This is a genomic window from Rhizobium sp. PL01, assembly GCF_033447125.1.
Classification (GTDB): Bacteria; Pseudomonadota; Alphaproteobacteria; order Rhizobiales; family Rhizobiaceae; genus Pararhizobium.
In genome coordinates this window covers 99,349-119,288 of sequence record NZ_JAWQUM010000014.1, presented here as the reverse complement: position 1 = coordinate 119,288, position 19,940 = coordinate 99,349, and the positions used below count along the sequence as shown (strand labels likewise).

Here is a 19,940-nt window from a genome sequence, read left to right as displayed (position 1 = left end):
GTTTTCATGGAGAGACCGATGCGCCACTGAACAAGGTTTGGACAATTCGCGGCAGTCGCGCGCGTTTCCAGACCGCTCTATGTCACCACGATTGTTGGACATACAGGTGGAGTTTCCCCATGCCAGACCTTCAAGACGTGCCGGATTCCGGTGCGGTCACCCCCGTCGCTACATTCCCGCGCATCGGTTTTCTCAAGAATATCGTGCGTTCGCCGCTGATCAGCGCTGGCGATTTCAGCTATTACGACGATCCGGCCGGGCCGGAGCATTTCGAGGAAAAATGCGTCCTCTACCACTACGATTTCATCGGCGACCGGCTTGAAATCGGCCGTTACTGCGCGCTGGCCGAAGGCGTGACGTTCATTATGAACGGTGCCAATCATGCGATGCAGGGTTTTTCGACCTATCCCTTCGGCATCTTTCCCGGCGCATGGCGCGACGGTTTCGATCCAGCCGGATATGCGAGCGGATACCGTGGCGATACCACGGTTGGAAATGATGTCTGGATCGGAACCAAGGCCACGATCATGCCGGGCGTGACGATCGGTGACGGCGCGATCATCGGCGCCCACGCGGTCGTTGCCAAGGATGTTCCGCCCTATAGCGTGGTAGCCGGCAACCCCCGACGGATAGTGAAACAACGTTTCAGCGACGATATCGTAGAGCGCCTCCTGGCAATTGGCTGGTGGAACTGGCCGGTCGAGAAGGTCACTCGACACATTGCCGCGATCACCGGCGCTGATATCGAAGTGCTCGAAAAAGCGGTCTAGTTGCTGAGCCAGCCGGTCGCGAGCGCGTTCGCCCACGTGTCGCGGCCGCGCGAGCGCGCAAGGTTCGACATAGCCATATGATCGTAGGCTACGCGCCGGAAGGCGACGTTCCAACGATCCCGCGTTTTTTCAAGGATGGCGTAGGATGCGTCCGGCGAGCCGGTTTCCACCTTGTGGAACACCGGTTCGTCATCGTCATAGCCGGGGCAGCCGACGCTGCCGGGATTGACGAGCAGCCGGCCGCCGGTGAGCCGCACGGCACGCGGAATATGGGTGTGGCCGCACAGGATGACGGGAAAATCTATCCCGTCCGCAAAACCTTCGATCCGCTTTCGTCCGGACATGTGCACTACGCCCTCGGCCGTCAGGTCTTCCAGCCAATAGGTGAGATCGTCCTGCGGCGTCGCATGGCAGAGAAAGAGCTCCTGTCTGTGGACCAGTGTTGCGGGCAGGGAGCGCAGCCAGTCGAAATGGTGCGCCTGCAGCTCGGCATGCGCCATTCTGTCGGAAAGGCCCATCTTCGCGGGGGCGAGGCTGACCAGCCAGCGATCGTGATTGCCCCGGATCGACGGAAAATCGCGCGCCATCAGGATGTCGGCCGTGCGACCCGCATTCATCGGGCCGCTCAGGTGATCGCCGAGATTGACCACATCGTCGATGCCCTCAGCCGCGATATCGGCAAGCACGGCTTCAAGCGCGAGGTCATTGCCGTGAATATCGGCGATCACTGCGATCTTCATGCGTTCATCCCTCGGTTCCGCGTGGTTTTGCGGGCTTTTCCATCCACTTGATGATCAGCATGGCGGGAAGAATCCACAACAGGCCGGTGAAGAAGAAATAGGCCAGATGTATCCACCACGGCGACGTGCCGAGCAGGAGTGAAGCAAAGGTGGTGGCCGCCAGCGCATAGACGATGACGAGGATGATGATCAGGACGGTGCCGATCAGTTTTCTCAGGCGTACAGGCATTCAGGTCTTTCCGGTTGGCAGGTTTCGCCGGACAAATTGCCGCGACGGCATGCCGCAAAGGGGTAAGCCTTGTTTTGCATGCTGCTCTGGTGCAAATCAACGCTTTTGATGCGCAGGTCTTCAGACAAATCTCCGCCTCCCGGCGGTACCTGTGTGTTTGGATAAGTGGAGGCCTCGATGGCAAGCACGAATTTGGCAACGGAACAGCGTCTTATGAGCGAGATCGGCACGGTCAGCCGCAATCGGACGCAGATCAGGATCTGGCTGGGTATCGTCGTTTTGGTGCTGTTCGGGCTTGTCCTTGTCGGCGGCGCGACGCGGCTGACGGAATCCGGCCTGTCGATCACCCAGTGGAAGCCGATCCATGGTGTCATCCCGCCGCTGAGCGCTGCCGAATGGCAGGAGGAATTCGAGCTCTACAAGCAGATCCCGCAATATGAGCAGATCAACAGCGACATGACCGTGGAAGGCTTCAAGACCATCTTCTGGTGGGAATGGGCGCACCGGCTGCTGGCCCGCTCGATCGGTCTGATCTTCGCGTTGCCGCTGGCCTTCTTCTGGATTCGCGGACAGATCGAGCCTCGGCTGAAGCTGCCGCTGGTCGGCATTCTGGCGCTGGGTGGGTTTCAGGGGTTCATCGGCTGGTGGATGGTCTCGTCCGGTCTCGCCGACCGCACCGAAGTCAGCCAGTACCGGCTGGCAACCCATCTCATCATTGCCTGTCTTATCTTCGTCTCCTGCATCTGGATCGGCAGGGGACTGGCACCGCATGCCAACGATCCGGCGCCGACGAAAAGCTCGAAGAAGATGGCCGTGATCATCGCCTGCATGGCATTGTTCCAGATCTATCTCGGCGCCCTGGTCGCAGGTCTCGATGCGGGCCTCAGCTACAACACCTGGCCGCTGATGGACGGTTCTGTCGTTCCGTCCGACCTGTTCATCCAGCAGCCCGCCTGGCTCAATCTGTTTGAAAACCCGAAGACCGTGCAGTTTGTCCACCGGGTCGGTGCCTATGTGCTGTTCGCCTTCGTTTTGATGCACATGATCGCCTCCCTGCGCAACGCACCGGATACGACGCATGCACGGCGCTCGGTTCTGCTGTTCGGGCTGGTGACCATCCAGGCGATGATTGGCATCATGACGCTGCTGTTGCAGGTGCCGGTCGGCTGGGGCGTGGCGCATCAGGGTGGCGCGCTCATCGTTCTTGGCTTTGCCGTCGCCCACTGGCGGGCGTTTACCGGTGAATATCCGCGCCCGCTGGAAATCGAAGTGCGGGGCTGATCAGCGCAGCAGCCCGTCGAGGGCGGGCATGCCGAGAATGGCGGATGCACCGATCAGCACGTAGCAGATGGTGCGGAACGTTGGCGGTCTGGCGAAGCCGAACAGGCGCGAGCCCATGTAAAGCCCGCCGGCATAGAGCGGCAGGATGATCAGCGTCAGTGCAAAGATCTGCTCGACGAACAGCCCGCCGACGAGATAGCTGACGGCTGTCAGTGCTGAGGAAATCGCGAAATACAGCATGATGTTGGAGCGGATGACCAGCACGTCGCTGGCACCGCTCAGCCAGTAGGCAACGACGGGCGGGCCGCCCAGCTGTGCGGCTCCGCTAAAGATCCCGGCAATGCCGCCCACTCCGGCGGTCAGCGGCGCCCGGGGCTGGCCGTGATAACGCCAGCCGGAGATCAAGAGGATAAGCAGGACAGCCGAGACGACGGTGATCGCCCAGCGCAGGATGAGCGGATCGGCATATGCCAGAGCCGCCGTGCCGAGCGGAACGCCGATCAGGGCGCCGGATGCCATGGTGAACACCTCGCGCCGGTTGGCCGCGCGCCACGCGGCGGGCAGCATACCGGCTGCCGCGATCGTATCGATGACCAGAAGAACCGGTGAAATGATCTTCGGCCCAAGGATGGAGCCGCCGATGGGAATCAGGATGAGAGCGGCACCAAAGCCGGAAAAGCCGCGGGCGAGACCGGCGATGAAGGTGCAAGCAAGCAGCACATAGAGGCCATGCTCCGGCAGCGCGATGGCGAGCCTTGCCAGAAGGGTCGCGAAGAAGCCGGTATCGCCCATGTCAGTTCAAAAGCCTTTTCGCACGCCCGGATCGGGGCTTTGACGTCCCGCACGATTGGTCATGTCACGCCGACAGCATGAGATCCATATTCTGAACAGCAGCGCCCGAGGCTCCCTTGCCGAGATTGTCGAGCAGCGCAACGAGATTGACCTGGTCGCCACCGGTCGAGCCGAAGACGAATAGCTTCATCGTGTCCTTGCCGGCAAGTTCGACGGCATCGACACGCGACAGCTTCGCACTGACGTCCAGCGGCACGACTTCGACAATCGACTGTCCGGCATAATGGGCAACCAATACTGCGTGGATGGTTTCCAGCGTCGCGCCATTGTTCAGCTGATCAAGGAACAGCGGCACCTGGACGATCATGCCCTGCGGGAAGCGGCCGACGGAGGGCGCGAAAATTGGTGCGCGATCGAGCATGCTATGGGTCTGCATCTCCGGCACATGCTTGTGCTTGAGCGTCAGGCCGTAGAGGAAATTCGGTGAATCGATCGGATCCGGATTGGCCGGATCTTCCATCTGCGCAATCATCTGCTTGCCACCGCCGGTATAACCGGAGACCGCGTTGACCGTGATCGGATAGCTTTGCGGCAGGATACCCGCCTGACGCAGCGGCCGGATCAGGCCGATGGCGCCGGTCGGGTAGCAGCCGGGATTGGCGACGAGGCGGGCATCACGGATCTTCTCTGCCTGCGCCGCATCCATTTCGGCAAAGCCATAGGCCCAGTCCGGCGCAATGCGATAGGCCGTCGAGGTGTCGATGATGCGCACCTTGTTGTTGCCTTCGAGCATCGAGACGGCCTGTTTGGAGGCATCGTCGGGCAGGCAGAGGATGGCGACATCGGCGCTGTTCAGGAGATCTTCGCGAATGGCGGCGTTGCGGCGTTCCGCTTCCGGAATTGACAGCAATTCCACATCCGAACGGCCAGCCATCCGGCTGCGGATCTGCAGGCCCGTGGTGCCGTGTTCGCCATCGATGAAGATCTTCGGTTTCATGGTTTTATCCTGTCCTGCCAAGGGATTGTCTGGTCTTGCGGAATCACTTTGGCATGCAATTGAATCAGTTTGACAACAGGGCGGTGGCGGTCGTTAGCCGCGTCGCTCCGCCAGCTGTTCTGCATGAAGGCCGAGCATATACATCGCGATGGTGGAGCCCGCAATGGCGGTGACATCGGCATGGTCATAGGCCGGAGCCACCTCGACAACATCGGCGCCCTTGATGACGAGCGCGCCGAGCTTGCGGATCACCGACAGGATCTTTGCCGAGGACGGGCCGCCTGCGACCGGCGTCCCTGTGCCGGGAGCATAGGCGGGATCGAGGCAGTCGATATCGAAGGTGAGATAGGCCGGGCGGTCGCCGACATGGTGCAGGATCACGTCGGCGATCTCGCCGGCGCTCATTTCCTCAAGGTCGTAGCCATAGAGAATGCGGATGCCGCAATCGTCGGGCGCATGGGTGCGGATGCCAAGTTGAATGGAGGCTGCGGTATCGATCAGCCCTTCGCGGGCGGCGCGGCCGACAAAGGAGCCATGGTCGATACGGCCCTTTTCATCGGCCCAGGTATCCTGATGTGCATCGAACTGGACGAGGGCAAGCGGGCCGTGCATGGCGGCATGAGCGCGCAACAACGGCAGGGTGACGAAATGATCGCCGCCCAGTGTCAGCAGGAAGGCGCCACTCTTGAGGATCTTGGCCGCTTCGCGCTCGATGGTTGCCGGGGTCTTGCCGTGATTGCCATAGTCGAGCAGGCAGTCGCCATAGTCGATCGTCGCCATGTCCGCAAACAGATCGCGGTCGAACGGGTATTGCGGATCATTGTCGAAGATGGCGGAGGCACGGCGGATCGCCTGCGGCCCGAAACGGGCTCCAGGACGATTGGACGTCGCTGCGTCGAATGGGATGCCCCAGACAACGGCGTCGACGCCTTTCAGGCTCTTGCTGTATTTCCGCCGCATGAAGGACAGGATGCCGGCATGGGTCGGGTCTGTCGCAGCACTTTTCAGCGAGGTGGCGGTAATCGCGTGGTCGATCGTTTTGTTGGCCATGATCCGTCTCGTCAGTTGCGTGACGAGACGTTGAACAATCGGCGGCTGGAAGGCAAGACCCGGATTATCGCAATCCGTCTTTCACGATGCCTTCTCTCATGATGCCTTGGCTTCGTAAGTCGGTGCGAAATCACCGAGCGACTTTGCCTTTTCGATCATCACGCCGATATCCTCAGCGACGATCGTTTCAAGATCGGCAAAGCTGTCGATGACGTAATAGATCGGCTGGACGATATCGATGCGGTAGGGGGTCCTGAGCACACTCATCAGATCGAACGGCCGGAACTCGCAGGCTGTGCCGTCCATGGCGGCCTTGGCTTCGCTCGGCGACGAGACGATGCCTGCGCCGAAGCAGCGGCGGCCTTGTGGCGTGTTGATCAGCCCAAATTCCACCGTGAACCAGAAGATGCGGAACAGATGCCAGGAATAACCCTTGCCCAGACCGACGGCGGCTTCGCCGAACTGACGGACGAAATTGGCATAGCTCTGGTTGGTGAGAAGCGGGCAGTGACCGAACACCTCGTGGAACAGGTCCGGTTCCTCGATATAGTCGATATGCTCGCGGCGGCGCAGGAATGTCGCCAGCGGGAACTTGCCCTGGCTCAGCAGCTCGTAGAATCGCGAGGGCGGAATGAGCGCGGGCACACCTTCGACGCCGAAGCCTGTGGTTTCGTGCAGGCGGCGGTCGACATCGAGAAGTTGCGGCACCTTGTCTGGTCGTAGCCCAAGGGTTTTTACCCCATCCAGATATTCCTGGCAGGCCATGTTGGCGAGCAGCTTCATCTGGCGCTGGTAGAGTTCGCCCCAGATAGCGTCTTCCTCCGCCGTGTATGCATAGAGGCCATCTGGCCCGGGCAATTTCGCGGAGTAGCTGCTTTCCTTGGTCATTGGTTCGATCCTCCCAGATGCGTGTTTCCTTGCAATTATGCTCCGGGATCGGAGGATTTTTCTTTCTTTCGTGCTGGTATTCCTCATAATCTTGGAAGGATTTTTCGGAGACCTAGAAAAAAATGAAAGAATCTGGGAATTTTCATCGCAAGCTTTTGCAGCTTGTCCAGGCCGATGGCAGCCTATCGCTGGCGGAGTTAGCGGAGAAGGCCGGCATGTCGCAGAGCTCGGCATGGCGCAAGATCCAGGAGCTGGAAGCGGACGGGGTTATCCGCAAGCGCGTGACGCTGCTTGATCCCGGCAAACTCGATCTGAAACTTTGCGTCATCGCGCATGTGACACTGGAAGATCATCATGAAGAGGCGGTCGCCTCGTTTGCTGCGGTCGTGCTGGAGCGGCCGGAGATCATGGAATGTTATGCGCTCTCCGGCGCGTTCGACTACATGCTGAAAATCCGGGCGAGCGATGTGGAGAGCTACGAGGCGTTCATGACGCGCTACCTGATGCGCAACCCGCATGTGCGCACTGTGGTGTCGAGCTTCGTGCTGCGCGAACTCAAGTTTTCTACGGAACTGCCGCTCTAGGGGATGCCGCTCAAACGTGAGCAGCGGTTTTGGTGGAGCGGCACGCGCAAAAAAATAGGCAAAGAAAAAGGCGGGACAAGCCCGCCTTTTCCAAATCGAAATCCTGGAAACGATTAACGCTTCGAGAACTGGAACGAACGGCGGGCCTTGGCCTTACCGTACTTCTTACGCTCGACAACGCGGCTGTCGCGGGTCAGGAAGCCACCCTTCTTCAGGACCGAGCGCAGGCCCGGTTCGAAGTAGGTGAGAGCCTTCGAGATACCGTGACGAACGGCACCGGCCTGGCCGGAAAGACCGCCGCCTGCAACCGTTGCATCGATGTCGAACTGACCATCACGGGCAGCTGCGAAGATCGGCTGGCGCAGGATCATCTGCAGAACCGGACGTGCGAAATAAGCCGCAAATTCCTTGCCGTTGACAGTGATCTTGCCGGAGCCCGGCTTGACCCAAACGCGGGCAACGGCGTTCTTGCGCTTGCCGGTCGCGTAGGAGCGGCCCTGGGCATCGACCTTGCGGACATGAACCGGAGCTGAAGCAGTTGCTTCAGTCGCCGTGCCGAGGTCTTTCAGAGAAGAGAGATCAGCCACGATTAGGCGCTCCTTGTGTTCTTGCTGTTCAGCGCGGCGACGTCGAGGACGGTCGGCTGCTGTGCTTCATGCGGATGATTGGTACCGGCGTATACGCGCAGGTTCTTCATCTGGCGACGGCCAAGCGGGCCACGCGGAACCATGCGCTCGACAGCCTTTTCGAGAACGCGCTCCGGGAAGCGGCCTTCGATGATCTGGCGCGCGGTGCGCTCCTTGATGCCGCCCGGGTAACCGGTGTGCCAGTAGTACTTCTTGTCGGTGTACTTCTTGCCGGTCAGGACAGCCTTCTCGGCGTTGATCACGATGACATTGTCACCATCGTCAACGTGAGGGGTGTAGGTGACTTTATTCTTGCCGCGCAGGATGTTGGCGATAAGGGAAGCGACGCGACCAACAACGAGGCCTTCGGCATCGATGAGGATCCACTTCTTCTCCACCTCTGCAGGCTTCTGAACGAAGGTTGACATGTTAAAACTCTTTCGTTTGAACCCGATACGTTGCCGCCGGGCGTTTCTTGTTGCTTGAATTTGGCAGGCGTTCAGCCAGCCAAAAATGAAAGCGGCCCCTAAGGACCGCGATCTGGTGCGGCTTATACGCAAACCGTGAAATGCGGTCAAGATTGCCGTTTTGATCGATCTGAAAAAATATCGTTATAAAACATGATGTTAGTGTTGTGGTATTTTAATACCACAATTTATCTCGGCGGAATCGAATAGGTGGCGGTGGCGTGCGCGACCAGTTCAGCGCCATCAAGCTCTGAAATTGCAGCGTCGAGCACGGCCAGCCGCTTGCCGAGCTTCAGGATTCGGCAGGTGCATTGCAGCGGCCCGAGCTTGGGTTTTCTCAGGAAGCTGATGTTGAGGTTGGTGGTGACCGCCAACGCCACCGGACCGATATGAGCCAGCAGCGTGATATAGGCCGTGACATCGGCCAGCGCGAACAGCGTCGGTCCGGAGACGGTACCGCCGGGGCGCAGATGCTTTTGCTGGGGATCGAGCCGCATTGTCGCAAAGCCGGGGCCAGTGGCGATGACCTCGAAGATCTTGCCGTCGGTATGCACCTCGGAAAAATCCGTTTCGAGGAAGTGATTGAGATCGGCGACGGTGAGGATCGGTTCCAACGGCATGTTTCACTCCCGGTTTAAAGGCCTTTTAGAGGCCAGCGGGTCATGGGAGCAAGCCGGACGAAAGTCCTAGCTGCGTCATGGCAGCTTGAAACGCTACGTGCGGCAGCGTACCAAACGCTGATCCGGGCAAGCCGTGACAACAGATCAGACAAAGACGACAGGTCAGACAGAGGAGAAGACAGATGGCGGATATCGTTCCCCTGCACAAGGAAGAATCCCGCGGCCCGGTGCTGCGCGAGGTGTCGGGCAATGTGCTGCGGTTGACGCTGAACAATCCTCCGGCCAACACACTTTCGATTGCCGTGATGGAGGCTCTGCACGCCGAACTCGACGCTGCTGCCCAGTCTGATGATATCCGGGTGGTGATCCTCGCCGCCTCTGGCGCGCTGTTTTCCGCAGGCCATGACCTGAAGGAAATGACCGCGCATCGCGCCGATGGCGACAATGGCAGGGCCTTCTTCGAAACATCCTTGCGGCTCTGCGCTGATCTGATGCTGAAGATCAACCAGCTTCCGCAGCCGGTGATCGCTGAAATCGATGGCCTTGCAACGGCCGCCGGTTGCCAGCTGGTCGCAAGCTGCGATCTGGCGATCTGCACCGATAGTTCGACCTTCTGCACGCCCGGCGTCAATATCGGGCTTTTCTGTTCGACACCGATGGTCGCCGTCTCGCGCGCCGCCCATCCCAAGCAGGCGATGGAAATGCTGTTGACCGGCGAAACCATCGATGCCTCGACCGCCAAGGATTTCGGTCTCGTCAATCGCATCGTGCCAAAGCAGTATCTGCAGCAGGTGGTCAACAAATATGCCGCCGTCATCGCCTCGAAATCACCGCAGGCGCTACGGATCGGCAAGCGGGCATTCTATCAGCAGGCGGAGATGAGCATCACCGAGGCCTATGATTTCGCCACCGGCGTGATGGTGGAGAATCTGCTGAAGTCGGACGCGCAGGAGGGGATCGACGCGGTTCTCGGCAAGCGGACGCCGGAGTGGAAGAAAGATTCAGGTCAGGAATAGTGATTTCGGCAAGCCGCGATTTCAAGCGTCTGGTTTTTATCCGTGCCTGAAACCCGGTAGACAAGTCGATGCTCCTGCGAGATCCGGCGAGACCACCAGCCCTTGAGCTCATTTCGCAGAGGTTCCGGCTTACCGGTTCCTGAAAATGGCGTGCGTTGGCACTCCTTAAGCAGGTTCAGAATTTTTTGCAGGATTTTCTCGTCGGCAGCGATCCAGTGCTGTAGGTCTTCCCAGGCATCCTGCGAAAACTGAATTTTCATTTGCTGGACAAAAGCGCGTCGAAATCGACTTCAATCCCTTTACCCTCATTAAGTTCGGCAATGGACCGCAGCAGGCGTTCCTTGTTGGTCGGGTTGGCCGTAAGGTACATCGTCTCCTTCCAGCTTTCGAAATCGCTGAGCGACATAACGACCATCGGTTCGCGGTTCTGCCGCGTCACGATGAGCTCGTCGTGATCTTGTTCGACCCTATCAAAATGCTTTGCCATATTGGCGCGAAGTTCGGAGAGGCTGATGACGTTCATGACTGGTCCTCTGTACGTTACCTTGTACATAAGGCATTTCAATGCATTTCTCAAGCAAGCTTCAGCATCAGCGCGCCGAGCGCGATCAGGCAGGCGGCGGCGATGCGGAAGATGCTGACGCGTTCTTTCAGAAAGACGATCGAGATGACGATGGCAAACAGGATCGATGTTTCGCGTAGCGCCGCCACAGTCGCGACCGGGGCTTTCGTCATCGCCCAGAGCGCTAGGCCATAGGCGCCAATTGATCCGCCACCGCCGATCAGCCCGCGCCACCATTGATGGCGCACGTGAAAGAGGACGGGGGCGAAGCCGCGCTTGGCAAAAGCCCATGAAAACAGCAGCACCGGCGGCAGAAGCGCCATCCATAATGTGTAGGAAATCGGGTTAAGCGCCAGCCTCGCGCCGATGCCATCGACAAAGGTGTAACTGGCGATGACGACGGCATTGGCAAGTGCCAGAAGAATGGCGCGTTTGCCGCCTTTGCGTGCCTCGAAGGCGAGGGTCAGCACCCCCACCGAGATGGTCAGCACGCCGGCCAGGGCGCCGTTCGATAGTTTTTCTCCAATCAGGGCGCCGCTTGCCGCTGCCACCAGCAACGGCGCCACACCGCGCATCAGCGGATAGACAAGGCCGATATCGCCGGCACGGTAGGCGGCAGCGACAAGCTGGAAATAGGCGAACTGAAAGACAGCCGATACCAGAATAAACGGCCAGGCATCCGGATGCGGCAGCGGCATGAAAGGAATGAAGGGCAGGGCAACGACCGCTGCACCCAGCGCGATCATCGCTGCATCAAGCGACTTTTCCGTTCCGGCTTTGACCAGTGCATTCCAGGTCGCATGCAGAAGCGCTCCGAACAGAACGAGAGCGATGACGTCGAGAGGCACGGGAAACCTTTGAGGGATGCGAGAAGACGGAGGATCGAAACAGTAGACGGCGCAATGGTCGAGTTTTGCTGCGAGGAATCTTGAAAAGCAATCCGATTTTGACTGAAGGCCAGATTTGGTCACACGGCAACCGTTGTCTCCCCGGAATTTACATGCGAGCCGAACATGATCGATTGACAGACGGGAATGCCGTCCCAATTATCGACCCAAAGATTTTAAAGCGCGGAATTCGACGATGAATCATGATGTATATCCGGACTACTACCTCGCCGATATTCTGCGCTCGACGAAAACCATAGCGCTCGTGGGCGCATCGCCCAATGTGGAGCGGCCGAGCCACCGGGTCATGGCATTTCTGCTGCGCAAGGGCTACACGGTCTTTCCGGTCAATCCGGGGCAGGCTGGCAAGGAAATCCATGGCCAGACGGTCTATGCGCGGCTTGCCGATATACCCGAGCCGATCGACATGGTCGATGTGTTCCGTGCCGCGGACGCACTTCCGGCACTGGTCGATGAAATCCTAGCCCTGAAAACCCGGCCGAAATTCATCTGGGCGCAATTGGCCGTGCGCGACGACCAAGCTGCGGCAAAGGCTGAGGAAAACGGCATTCAGGTGGTGATGGATCGCTGCCCGGCAATCGAGTATCCGCGGCTGGTCGGCTGAATTTCATTCAGGGCGCATCCGGTTTTGGAATTCCTTACCTGCTGGACGTGCAAAAGAGGCAAAACAGTCTTTGACCTTGGGCTATTGCCTCTGAAATAGTGCGCCGAACTTGATCAAGGGAGGACACATCCATGACGAACAAACCCGGTTTCAACACACTCGCGGTCCATGCAGGCGCGGCGCCCGATCCCACCACGGGCGCGCGGGCAACGCCGATCTACCAGACGACCAGCTTCGTTTTCAATGATACCGATCACGCCGCCTCGCTGTTTGGCCTGCAGGCTTTCGGCAATATCTATACCCGAATCATGAACCCGACCCAGGCGGTGCTCGAAGAGCGCGTCGCAGCACTTGAAGGCGGTACGGCAGCGCTGGCTGTCGCCTCCGGCCATGCGGCGCAGCTTCTGGTGTTCCACGCGATCATGAGCCCCGGCGACAATTTCCTGGCGGCCCGGCAGCTCTATGGCGGCTCGGTCAACCAGTTCGGCAATGCCTTCAAGTCTTTTGACTGGCAGGTGCGCTGGGTGGATACCAACGATATCGCCTCGTTTGAAAGCCAGATCGATGACCGCACCAAGGCGATCTTCATCGAGAGCCTGGCCAATCCGGGCGGCACTTTCGTCGATATCGCGGCCATTTCCGCCGTTGCCAAGAAGCATGGCCTGCCGCTAATCGTCGATAACACGATGGCAACGCCTTACCTGATCCAGCCGATCGAGCACGGTGCCGATATCATCGTGCATTCGCTGACCAAGTTCATGGGCGGCCACGGCAATTCGATGGGCGGCGTGATCGTTGATGGTGGCACGTTCGATTGGTCGAAGTCCGGCAAATATCCGATCCTCTCGGAACCGCGCCCGGAATATGCCGGCATGGTTCTGCATGCCACCTTCGGCAATTTCGCCTTCGCGATCGCTTGCCGGGTCCTTGGCCTGCGCGATTTCGGACCGGCGATCTCGCCCTTCAACGCTTTCCTGCTTCTGACCGGCATCGAGACGCTGCCGCTCAGGATGCAACGTCATTGCGACAATGCGCTGGCCGTTGCCACGTGGCTCAGCAGCCATGACAAGGTTGCGTGGGTGAAGTACGCGGGCCTCGAAAGCGATGCCAACCACACACTGCAGCAGAAATATTCCAAGCGCGGCGCCGGTGCCGTTTTCACCTTCGGTCTGAAGGACGGTTACGAAGCTGGAAAGCGTTTTGTCGAAGGCCTGGAAATGGTCTCGCATCTGGCCAATATCGGCGATACGCGCTCGCTGGTCATTCACCCTGCCTCGACGACGCACCGGCAGTTGACGCCGGAGCAGCAGACGGCGGCGGGCGCTGGCCCGGAAGTCGTTCGCCTGTCGGTCGGTATCGAGGATGTCGCCGACATCATCGCCGATCTCGAACAGTCGCTGGCGAAAGCCTGATTCATCCAGAAATGGCCGGTTCGCCGGCCATTTCTTTTTGCCCATGCGGAGCATCCATGACCCACGCGCTAATATTTGACCCGGCGTCTCTCGAGCCAGAAGCAGGCGCCCCGGCAGCGGACCGGCTGATTTCCGGCACACCAAAATTCCGCACCTGGAATTTCGAGGAAGCCGAAGGCGGCGTCTATGCCGGGATCTGGGAGGCAACGCCGGGCAAATGGCGCATTTCCTATGATGAATGGGAATATTTCCACGTCCTGTCCGGGGTCTCGGTCGTTACCGAAGACGGCGGTGCCGAGACGCATTTGAAGGCCGGCGACAGCATGATCCTCAGACCCGGCTTCAAGGGAACCTGGGAAGTGATTGAAACGACTCGCAAGGACTATGTCACTCGGGTTTAGTCTTCCTATATCCGATGGAGGTTACCTCAAGGACGGCGCTCGCCGTCACTTCCATCGTTAGGAGAAATCCAATGTCTCAAGCCGACAAACCCGTCTGGTTCATCACCGGATGTTCAACCGGTTTTGGCCGCGAACTGGCACAGCAGACCTTGTCGCTGGGCTATCCGACCGTCGTCACCGCCCGCAATCCGGCGCAGGTCGAAGATCTCGTCAAGGGCAACGAAGACAAGGCTTTGGCCTTGAAGCTCGATGTCACCAAGCCTGAAGAGGTCGACGCGGCGGTCAAGGCAGCGCTGGCCCGTTTCGGCCGCATCGACGTACTCGTCAACAATGCCGGCATCGGTTATTTCGGTTCGGTCGAGGAAAGCGAGCTGGATGAAGTCCGGCGCATGTTCGAAATCAATGTCTGGGGCCTTGCGGCGATGACCAGGGCAGTCTTGCCTGCCATGCGCAGACAGCATTCCGGCACTGTCGTCAACATATCCTCGATCGGCGGCATTCGAGGCGGACCGGCCGTCGGCTTCTACAACGCCACAAAGTTCGCCGTCGAAGGCCTGTCCGAGGCTCTGTCTCTCGAAACGGCACCGCTCGGCATCAAGGTTCTTCTGGTCGAGCCAAGCGGCTTTCGAACCGACTGGGCCGGACGCTCTGCCAACGAAGCGCCGCAGACGATCGACGACTACCGCGACACTGCCGGCAAGAATGCCTCGGTCATTCGCGAACGCAGTGGCAAGCAGGCGGGCGATCCGGAGCGTGCAGTGAAAGCTATCATCAAGGCCGTCGAGGCTGAAAAACCGCCGTTGCGCCTCTTGCTGGGCAAAGCGGCGCTGGCGGGTGGCCGGGCCAAGATCGAGATGCTGCGCCGCGATTTCGAAGCCTGGGCCGACGTCACCGAAGCTGCGGATTTTCCAGAGTAAAAACCGATCAGGCGCGGCGTGAAAGCCGCGCCGTCCTGGCTACCATTCAAGATCCAGCCGCTCCAGCCCGTGGAAATGATAGCTGTCCTTGACCTGTGGTTCGCTCGTGAGCCGCAGGCCGGGGAGGCGCTCGAACAGGATCGGCAACGACAGTTTCAGTTCCAGCCTTGCCAGCGGCGCACCGATACAGAAATGCACGCCAGCGCCGAATGACACATGCGCGCCTTCGTTCCTGTCTGGACGGAAGGCGAGGGGATCGGAGAATTTCTTCGGATCGACATTGGCTGCTCCCAGCAGAAGGCCGATCTTGTCGCCCTTTTTCAGGCTGATACCGTCTTCAAGCTCGATGTCGGACAGGGCGTAACGCTGGAAGATGTGGAGCGGAGCGGCGTAGCGCATCGTTTCTTCGATGGTGCGTTCGGTTGAGGTGTCGTTGGACAACACCTCTTTTGCCGATGTGCCGGTTTCAAGAAGGGTACGCACGGCGTTGCCAAGCTGATGCACGGTGGCCTCATGTCCGGCATTGAGCAGCAGCACTGCCGTCGATATCAGCTCGTCGTCGGACAGTCGCTCGCCGTCCTTCTCGGTGGTGATCATGTGGGTCAAAAGGTCATCGGCAGGATTTTGGCGCTTCCAGTCGATAATGTCCTTTAGGTAATCGGCGAACTCTGCCGAGGCTCGGTTGGCGTCGTGCTCGGTCTCAACCGTCGGATTGAACACGTACATCTTGACCATGCGATGCGACCAGTCGAGCAGTTTTGGCGCCATCTCCACCGGCACGCCGAGCATCCGGGCGATCACTGTGACCGGAACGATCTCGGCATAAGCTTTCAGAAGCTCAACCTGCCCATCCTTCTCGAACCCATCGATGAGGGAATGGGACAGGGCTGCGATTTCGGGTTTCAACTGTTCGATTTGGCGCGAGACGAAGGCGCGGTTGATCAGTGTGCGCAGCCGGGTGTGCGCCGGCGGCTCAAGCTCGAGCAGGGAATTGGCCTCCAGCCGGTCGAAATCCGCCAGATGCTGCTTGGGTTCGGGCAGACCCAGTTCCTCTCGGGTTGCCACATGCAGGATCTGCCGGCCGAAGCGGCGGTCGCGCAAAAGGCTGTTCACATGGTCATAACCCGCGAAATACCATTGCTGCTGCTCTTCCCAGAAGAACGACGGACATTGCGCATGCAGGGCGGCGTAAGTGGCCAGTGGGTTTCTGTAAAAACCGGGATTTCGAACGTCGATACTGGCGGTGCGGGTCGCGGGCGTGATGGAAATGGCTGAAGCTGCGGGCATTTTGCATTCTCACTGGATGAAACGGCGGTCTACGGTGCTGATTTATGGTCAGTATGGTGCGCGCGACAAGGAGATTGTCTTGCGGGCACACGTTTTCCCTACCTGGAAAAATCGAGGCTCAGGCTGCGAAAAGCGCGCATATACCGGATATCGTCTTGCCTTGCGGTGCGACATGTCTATGTCTTGGATGATGAACGGCAACGACCAGAGAGAGACTATGGCTTCGTCGCATACCAGCCTGTCAGGGGGCATTCTGGCCGCTATCCGCGGAAAGCGTGTGTCGCTCGCGGGCAGGGATCCGGCAGGCGAGCGTGGCGATACTGTGATCGCCTCGTACAACATCCATAAATGCGTCGGCACCGATAAGCGTTTCGACCCCGGCCGCACTACCGACGTGATCAGCGAAATCGGTGCCGATATCATTGCCCTGCAGGAAGCCGATCAGCGTTTTGGCGAACGGGCGGGGCTGCTCGATCTGGAGCGGCTTCACCGCGACTGTCATTTGATCGCAGTACCGATCGCCGCCTTCTCCGCCAAAGGGCACGGCTGGCACGGCAATGTGCTTCTGTTGCGCGAGGGCGCCGTCGCCAAGGTTCATCAATTGAAGCTGCCCGGTGTCGAACCGCGCGGTGCGCTGGTGGTTGATCTCGATTTGAAGGCGGGACCGTTGCGGATCGTTGCCGCGCATTTCGGTCTGCTCAGGCATTCGCGTGCCCGTCAGGCGGAGGCGATCCTTGCCGCCATCAGCGAGGCGGACGAGCGGCCGACCCTGTTGATTGGCGATCTCAACGAGTGGCGGATGGGCCGCCGCTCGGCGCTGAGTTCGCTCAGCCCCATCTTCGATCACGCCGCAACGGCCGTGCCGAGTTTTCCGTCGCGTTTCCCGCTTCTGGCACTCGACCGGGTGATGGGGAGCCCGCACAATCTGGTCACTGCCGTCGAGGTACACAACACGCCATTGTCCCGCGTGGCCTCCGATCATCTGCCGATCAAGGCCTATATCGATCTCAAGGCTGCGCTCGGCGGGGGAAATCCGATCGAAGCGGTTTCTGCCGCTCAACCATGACCAGCAGGTCGTCTTAGCATGCGTGCCCATATCGTCGCTCTGTCCGCTTCTGTGTCCGCTCTGTTGGCGCTGGTTGCCGTCTATGCCTATGGCCGTTTCGGACGTCATCTTCAGGGACCGGCCTCGTCTGCCCTTCAGCCGCAGGACGGCGAGACGGAACTTGACCGGCTGGCCGCGCCTCTTCTGGAGGAACACACCGGCCTCAACGGAATTTCGCTGATCTCCGATAACATGGCTGCTTTTGCGCTGAGGGCCGTATCGGCGCGCAGGGCGGGCCGTAGCCTCGATCTGCAGTACTACTACTGGAAGAACGATCTGACTGGACGGATGCTGATCCGCGAAGTGTTGGCTGCGGCCGATCGCGGCGTCCGGGTGCGGCTCCTGCTCGATGATATCAATGCCGGCCTGCACGACCGCATGTGTCTGGCGCTGGATGGTCATGACAATATTGAGGTTCGGCTGTTCAATCCAAGCCGGGCGCGCACCGATCGTTTAAAGCGCGGCTTGGAAATGATGATGCGGCCTTTCCGTGCCACGCGGCGCATGCACAACAAGCAATGGATTGCCGATGGCCGCCTGGTGATCGCTGGCGGCCGCAATATCGGCGACGCTTATTTCGATGCGGATGAACAATCGAATTTTCGCGATCTCGATGTCTGGATGCTAGGCCCCGTCGCCGACGAAGCATCCGTTGTCTTCGATCGCTACTGGAACAGCCCTGTCGTCGTGCCGATCGGCGCGCTGCGCACGCCGCGTGCGCACTATTTGCCGGCGTTCAGAGCCAAGCTGGAAACAATCGCGGCGACGTCAGGCGGCCGGCATTACCTGGCTCATGTCGATAAGATGATACCGGATGGCGTCCTCTTGCCGGGCAACGCCGTGCTGCATTGGACGAGCGCAGCCATGCTGGTGTCGGATCCACCGGAAAAAGCGTTTCTGCAGAAACGCAACAACTGGGTCATGCGCGAGTTGATGCCGGCCCTGACATCGGCGCAGCATGGTGTCCGGGTGATTTCACCCTATTTTATCCCCGGTACACAGGGCATCGCCGAAATCGCGCGGCTGGTGCAGCGGCAGGTCAAGGTCGAAGTGCTGACCAATTCTCTGGCTGCCACCGACGTTGCTGCCGTTCACGGCGCCTACGCAAACTACCGCAAGGCTCTGCTGAGGGGCGGGGCGGTCCTGTTCGAACTGAAGGCAACGCACGAATTCGGCGATCCGCAGCGGATGTCGCTGTTCGGCTCGCGGGGCGCCAGTCTGCATACCAAGGCATTCACCGTCGATGGTAAAACCGGCTTTGTCGGCTCGATGAATTTCGATCCCCGCTCGGCATCCCTGAATACGGAAATGGGGGTGCTCTTTACCCACCCTGCTCTGGTGAGGGAGGTCGAGGCGATTTTTGACGCGGAAACCAGTCCTGAAAACAGCTTCCGTCTGTCGCTCGAAAAGGGACGTCTGTGCTGGCATGACCGCGAAGGCGATGAAGCGCGGGTCCTTCGCCGCGAGCCGGAAGCCGGTTTCTGGCGCCGCCTGATTGCTGGCGTCATTGGTGTTCTGCCGATCGAATCGCAACTTTGATCCGCATTTACCGATTTTTCACTCAGAATGCTCCAAAGCCTGTGTGGAAAAGGAGAAATGGCCGATTGCCTCTATCCTGACAGTTAGAAGCCGCTAAAGGATCACCTGGATGCTTTGCGTGGCAACGTTCCGGCCCGGAACGGGTATTAACGTTATGAAGACTTCGCGACTTGAAGTCGGGTACTTGGACACTCTATGTATGGACAAGAGATATTCCCGATGATTCCCGGTGTGCAAAAGGGTTTGCGCGCCAGATAGACAAAGGTTTGACATGAGAAATCCCGTTGATACCGCTATGGCTCTGGTGCCGATGGTCGTTGAACAGACCAATCGCGGCGAGCGCTCCTACGATATCTTTTCGCGTCTCCTGAAAGAGCGCATCATCTTTTTGACGGGTCCAGTCGAAGATCACATGGCGACGCTGATCTGCGCCCAGCTGCTCTTCCTGGAAGCTGAAAACCCGAAGAAGGAAATCGCCCTCTACATCAATTCGCCGGGTGGCGTCGTCACCGCCGGCATGGCGATCTACGACACGATGCAGTTCATCAAGCCTGCCGTTTCGACGCTGTGCATCGGTCAGGCCGCCTCCATGGGCTCGCTGCTTCTGGCCGCCGGCCACAAGGACATGCGCTTTGCCACGCCGAACGCCCGCATCATGGTTCACCAGCCATCGGGCGGTTTCCAAGGCCAGGCGTCCGACATCGAACGGCATGCCCGCGACATTCTGAAAATGAAGCGCCGGCTGAACGAAGTTTACGTCAAGCACACTGGCCGGACCTTGGAAGAGGTTGAACAGACGCTTGATCGTGACCACTTCATGACTGCTGATGAAGCGATGAGCTGGGGTGTCCTTGACAAGGTCATCACGTCACGTGAGGCCATGGAAGCTGCTGCTGAGGCATGAAATCAAGCTTTTGTGTGCGGATAGATGCATTTGTGACACAATTGTAACTCTCATAGGGCTTTATCCGCAGGCCAAAGCCGTTAATATCGACCGTTAATGCTATGTTGAAGTTTGAAGTCCTAGCATTCGGTATTCGGTGGGAGATTCGTTGCTGCCGGACATCAAACATGGTTGTTTGAAGCCGGTTCGTACTCCCGAAGGCGCCGTCATTTTGCGCATGAACGCGGAAAATGTGCGGAGC

At 59.2% G+C, this 19,940-nt stretch carries 24 protein-coding genes; 11 read left to right on the top strand and 13 right to left on the bottom strand.

The features are described from left to right. Nucleotides 1-119: 119 nt before the first annotated feature. Entirely contained in the window at nucleotides 120-770 is a 651-nt protein-coding gene (locus R6X40_RS27355; protein ID WP_318417841.1) for a CatB-related O-acetyltransferase, read from the top strand. On the opposite strand, the gene R6X40_RS27350 is transcribed toward R6X40_RS27355, so the two are convergent. Then, nucleotides 767-1,510 carry a metallophosphoesterase family protein gene (locus R6X40_RS27350; protein ID WP_318417839.1) on the bottom strand — a complete coding sequence of 248 codons (744 nt, stop codon included), beginning with the start codon at nucleotides 1,508-1,510 and terminating at the stop codon, nucleotides 767-769. The two genes, R6X40_RS27355 and R6X40_RS27350, sit on opposite strands and share 4 nt — an antisense overlap. Before the next feature lie 4 nt (nucleotides 1,511-1,514). Next, nucleotides 1,515-1,739, bottom strand: a complete 225-nt coding sequence (locus R6X40_RS27345) for a DUF2842 domain-containing protein (protein ID WP_318417837.1) — start codon at nucleotides 1,737-1,739, stop codon at nucleotides 1,515-1,517. 177 nt (nucleotides 1,740-1,916) lie between these two features. Here R6X40_RS27345 and R6X40_RS27340 point away from each other — a divergent pair, with 177 nt between their 5' ends. Next, the gene (locus R6X40_RS27340) at nucleotides 1,917-3,020 is read left to right on the top strand and encodes a COX15/CtaA family protein (protein ID WP_318417836.1); all 1,104 of its coding nucleotides are present in this window, start codon (nucleotides 1,917-1,919) and stop codon (nucleotides 3,018-3,020) included. On the opposite strand, the gene R6X40_RS27335 is transcribed toward R6X40_RS27340, so the two are convergent. From R6X40_RS27335 to R6X40_RS27320, 4 genes are all read right to left on the bottom strand, one after another. Further along, the gene (locus R6X40_RS27335; RefSeq protein ID WP_318417835.1) at nucleotides 3,021-3,812 is read right to left on the bottom strand and encodes a sulfite exporter TauE/SafE family protein; all 792 of its coding nucleotides are present in this window, start codon (nucleotides 3,810-3,812) and stop codon (nucleotides 3,021-3,023) included. A 64-nt stretch (nucleotides 3,813-3,876) separates the two neighbouring features. Next, a complete protein-coding gene (gene argC, locus R6X40_RS27330; protein WP_318417833.1) occupies nucleotides 3,877-4,809 on the bottom strand; it encodes an N-acetyl-gamma-glutamyl-phosphate reductase in 933 nt (310 codons plus the stop codon). 93 nt (nucleotides 4,810-4,902) lie between these two features. Continuing rightward, nucleotides 4,903-5,859, bottom strand: a complete 957-nt coding sequence (gene speB, locus R6X40_RS27325; protein WP_318417832.1) for an agmatinase — start codon at nucleotides 5,857-5,859, stop codon at nucleotides 4,903-4,905. Between the two features lie 96 nt (nucleotides 5,860-5,955). Further along, nucleotides 5,956-6,747 carry a phenylalanine 4-monooxygenase gene (locus R6X40_RS27320; RefSeq protein WP_318417830.1) on the bottom strand — a complete coding sequence of 264 codons (792 nt, stop codon included), beginning with the start codon at nucleotides 6,745-6,747 and terminating at the stop codon, nucleotides 5,956-5,958. Nucleotides 6,748-6,869: 122 nt separating this feature from the next. On the opposite strand from R6X40_RS27320, the gene R6X40_RS27315 reads away from it, so the two are divergent. Next, on the top strand, nucleotides 6,870-7,331 hold the full coding sequence (locus R6X40_RS27315; RefSeq protein WP_318417828.1) for an Lrp/AsnC family transcriptional regulator: 462 nt from the start codon (nucleotides 6,870-6,872) through the stop codon (nucleotides 7,329-7,331). Between the two features lie 113 nt (nucleotides 7,332-7,444). Here R6X40_RS27315 and rpsI read toward each other — a convergent pair whose 3' ends face one another. From rpsI to R6X40_RS27300, 3 genes are all read right to left on the bottom strand, one after another. Next, nucleotides 7,445-7,918 (bottom strand): 30S ribosomal protein S9, encoded by a 474-nt coding sequence (gene rpsI, locus R6X40_RS27310; RefSeq protein ID WP_318417827.1) that lies wholly within the window; start codon nucleotides 7,916-7,918, stop codon nucleotides 7,445-7,447. 2 nt (nucleotides 7,919-7,920) lie between these two features. Beyond that, entirely contained in the window at nucleotides 7,921-8,385 is a 465-nt protein-coding gene (gene rplM, locus R6X40_RS27305) for a 50S ribosomal protein L13 (protein WP_318417826.1), read from the bottom strand. A gap of 227 nt (nucleotides 8,386-8,612) precedes the next feature. Beyond that, nucleotides 8,613-9,044 carry a PaaI family thioesterase gene (locus R6X40_RS27300; protein WP_318417824.1) on the bottom strand — a complete coding sequence of 144 codons (432 nt, stop codon included), beginning with the start codon at nucleotides 9,042-9,044 and terminating at the stop codon, nucleotides 8,613-8,615. 182 nt (nucleotides 9,045-9,226) lie between these two features. Between R6X40_RS27300 and R6X40_RS27295 the strand changes: the two genes are divergently transcribed. After that, nucleotides 9,227-10,060 (top strand): enoyl-CoA hydratase, encoded by an 834-nt coding sequence (locus R6X40_RS27295; RefSeq protein WP_318417822.1) that lies wholly within the window; start codon nucleotides 9,227-9,229, stop codon nucleotides 10,058-10,060. Here R6X40_RS27295 and R6X40_RS27290 read toward each other — a convergent pair. From R6X40_RS27290 to R6X40_RS27280, 3 genes are read right to left on the bottom strand one after another with little or no spacing between them, the layout of a single operon-like run. Next, the gene (locus tag R6X40_RS27290) at nucleotides 10,051-10,320 is read right to left on the bottom strand and encodes a Txe/YoeB family addiction module toxin (RefSeq protein ID WP_318417820.1); all 270 of its coding nucleotides are present in this window, start codon (nucleotides 10,318-10,320) and stop codon (nucleotides 10,051-10,053) included. The genes R6X40_RS27295 and R6X40_RS27290 overlap by 10 nt on opposite strands. Further along, nucleotides 10,317-10,583 carry a type II toxin-antitoxin system prevent-host-death family antitoxin gene (locus R6X40_RS27285; RefSeq protein ID WP_318417819.1) on the bottom strand — a complete coding sequence of 89 codons (267 nt, stop codon included), beginning with the start codon at nucleotides 10,581-10,583 and terminating at the stop codon, nucleotides 10,317-10,319. Before R6X40_RS27285 ends, R6X40_RS27290 begins: the two co-directional genes overlap by 4 nt. A gap of 50 nt (nucleotides 10,584-10,633) precedes the next feature. Then, complete coding sequence (locus tag R6X40_RS27280) at nucleotides 10,634-11,470, bottom strand: EamA family transporter (RefSeq protein ID WP_318417818.1); 837 nt, start codon at nucleotides 11,468-11,470, stop codon at nucleotides 10,634-10,636. Nucleotides 11,471-11,705: 235 nt separating this feature from the next. Here R6X40_RS27280 and R6X40_RS27275 point away from each other — a divergent pair, with 235 nt between their 5' ends. The 4 genes from R6X40_RS27275 to R6X40_RS27260 all read left to right on the top strand — a co-directional run bounded on the left by R6X40_RS27275 (nucleotide 11,706) and on the right by R6X40_RS27260 (nucleotide 14,864). Next, nucleotides 11,706-12,134, top strand: coding sequence for a CoA-binding protein (locus R6X40_RS27275; protein WP_318417816.1), 429 nt, complete (start codon nucleotides 11,706-11,708; stop codon nucleotides 12,132-12,134). A 131-nt stretch (nucleotides 12,135-12,265) separates the two neighbouring features. Continuing rightward, nucleotides 12,266-13,546, top strand: coding sequence for an O-acetylhomoserine aminocarboxypropyltransferase (locus tag R6X40_RS27270; RefSeq protein ID WP_318417814.1), 1,281 nt, complete (start codon nucleotides 12,266-12,268; stop codon nucleotides 13,544-13,546). Nucleotides 13,547-13,602: 56 nt separating this feature from the next. Continuing rightward, nucleotides 13,603-13,947: a cupin domain-containing protein gene (locus tag R6X40_RS27265; protein ID WP_318417812.1), complete on the top strand. Its 345-nt coding sequence runs from the start codon at nucleotides 13,603-13,605 to the stop codon at nucleotides 13,945-13,947. A gap of 71 nt (nucleotides 13,948-14,018) precedes the next feature. Beyond that, nucleotides 14,019-14,864 carry an oxidoreductase gene (locus R6X40_RS27260; RefSeq protein ID WP_318417811.1) on the top strand — a complete coding sequence of 282 codons (846 nt, stop codon included), beginning with the start codon at nucleotides 14,019-14,021 and terminating at the stop codon, nucleotides 14,862-14,864. A gap of 39 nt (nucleotides 14,865-14,903) precedes the next feature. Here the strand turns inward: R6X40_RS27260 and R6X40_RS27255 are convergent, their stop codons facing one another. After that, a complete protein-coding gene (locus R6X40_RS27255; RefSeq protein WP_318417809.1) occupies nucleotides 14,904-16,151 on the bottom strand; it encodes a cytochrome P450 in 1,248 nt (415 codons plus the stop codon). A 217-nt stretch (nucleotides 16,152-16,368) separates the two neighbouring features. Here R6X40_RS27255 and R6X40_RS27250 point away from each other — a divergent pair, with 217 nt between their 5' ends. From R6X40_RS27250 to clpP, 3 genes are all read left to right on the top strand, one after another. Next, a complete protein-coding gene (locus tag R6X40_RS27250) occupies nucleotides 16,369-17,217 on the top strand; it encodes an endonuclease/exonuclease/phosphatase family protein (protein ID WP_318417808.1) in 849 nt (282 codons plus the stop codon). A gap of 18 nt (nucleotides 17,218-17,235) precedes the next feature. Continuing rightward, entirely contained in the window at nucleotides 17,236-18,795 is a 1,560-nt protein-coding gene (locus R6X40_RS27245) for a phospholipase D family protein (RefSeq protein ID WP_318417807.1), read from the top strand. Nucleotides 18,796-19,066: 271 nt separating this feature from the next. Further along, nucleotides 19,067-19,699 carry an ATP-dependent Clp endopeptidase proteolytic subunit ClpP gene (gene clpP, locus R6X40_RS27240; RefSeq protein ID WP_318417806.1) on the top strand — a complete coding sequence of 211 codons (633 nt, stop codon included), beginning with the start codon at nucleotides 19,067-19,069 and terminating at the stop codon, nucleotides 19,697-19,699. The last annotated feature ends 241 nt before the right edge of the window (nucleotides 19,700-19,940 follow it).

Excerpts from the sequence above, each read along its gene's own strand:
- R6X40_RS27290 (WP_318417820.1), bottom strand. The coding sequence starts at position 10,320 with ATGAAAATTCAGTTTTCGCAGGATGCCTGGGAAGACCTACAGCACTGG.
- R6X40_RS27260 (WP_318417811.1), top strand. The coding sequence starts at position 14,019 with ATGTCTCAAGCCGACAAACCCGTCTGGTTCATCACCGGATGTTCAACC.
- R6X40_RS27320 (WP_318417830.1), bottom strand. The coding sequence starts at position 6,747 with ATGACCAAGGAAAGCAGCTACTCCGCGAAATTGCCCGGGCCAGATGGC.
- R6X40_RS27275 (WP_318417816.1), top strand. The coding sequence starts at position 11,706 with ATGAATCATGATGTATATCCGGACTACTACCTCGCCGATATTCTGCGC.
- R6X40_RS27300 (WP_318417824.1), bottom strand. The coding sequence starts at position 9,044 with ATGCCGTTGGAACCGATCCTCACCGTCGCCGATCTCAATCACTTCCTC.
- R6X40_RS27255 (WP_318417809.1), bottom strand. The coding sequence starts at position 16,151 with ATGCCCGCAGCTTCAGCCATTTCCATCACGCCCGCGACCCGCACCGCC.
- R6X40_RS27285 (WP_318417819.1), bottom strand. The coding sequence starts at position 10,583 with ATGAACGTCATCAGCCTCTCCGAACTTCGCGCCAATATGGCAAAGCAT.
- R6X40_RS27335 (WP_318417835.1), bottom strand. The coding sequence starts at position 3,812 with ATGGGCGATACCGGCTTCTTCGCGACCCTTCTGGCAAGGCTCGCCATC.
- R6X40_RS27295 (WP_318417822.1), top strand. The coding sequence starts at position 9,227 with ATGGCGGATATCGTTCCCCTGCACAAGGAAGAATCCCGCGGCCCGGTG.
- R6X40_RS27315 (WP_318417828.1), top strand. The coding sequence starts at position 6,870 with ATGAAAGAATCTGGGAATTTTCATCGCAAGCTTTTGCAGCTTGTCCAG.
- R6X40_RS27250 (WP_318417808.1), top strand. The coding sequence starts at position 16,369 with ATGGCTTCGTCGCATACCAGCCTGTCAGGGGGCATTCTGGCCGCTATC.
- rplM (WP_318417826.1), bottom strand. The coding sequence starts at position 8,385 with ATGTCAACCTTCGTTCAGAAGCCTGCAGAGGTGGAGAAGAAGTGGATC.
- clpP (WP_318417806.1), top strand. The coding sequence starts at position 19,067 with ATGAGAAATCCCGTTGATACCGCTATGGCTCTGGTGCCGATGGTCGTT.
- speB (WP_318417832.1), bottom strand. The coding sequence starts at position 5,859 with ATGGCCAACAAAACGATCGACCACGCGATTACCGCCACCTCGCTGAAA.
- R6X40_RS27355 (WP_318417841.1), top strand. The coding sequence starts at position 120 with ATGCCAGACCTTCAAGACGTGCCGGATTCCGGTGCGGTCACCCCCGTC.
- argC (WP_318417833.1), bottom strand. The coding sequence starts at position 4,809 with ATGAAACCGAAGATCTTCATCGATGGCGAACACGGCACCACGGGCCTG.
- R6X40_RS27340 (WP_318417836.1), top strand. The coding sequence starts at position 1,917 with ATGGCAAGCACGAATTTGGCAACGGAACAGCGTCTTATGAGCGAGATC.
- R6X40_RS27265 (WP_318417812.1), top strand. The coding sequence starts at position 13,603 with ATGACCCACGCGCTAATATTTGACCCGGCGTCTCTCGAGCCAGAAGCA.
- R6X40_RS27245 (WP_318417807.1), top strand. The coding sequence starts at position 17,236 with ATGCGTGCCCATATCGTCGCTCTGTCCGCTTCTGTGTCCGCTCTGTTG.
- R6X40_RS27270 (WP_318417814.1), top strand. The coding sequence starts at position 12,266 with ATGACGAACAAACCCGGTTTCAACACACTCGCGGTCCATGCAGGCGCG.
- R6X40_RS27350 (WP_318417839.1), bottom strand. The coding sequence starts at position 1,510 with ATGAAGATCGCAGTGATCGCCGATATTCACGGCAATGACCTCGCGCTT.
- R6X40_RS27345 (WP_318417837.1), bottom strand. The coding sequence starts at position 1,739 with ATGCCTGTACGCCTGAGAAAACTGATCGGCACCGTCCTGATCATCATC.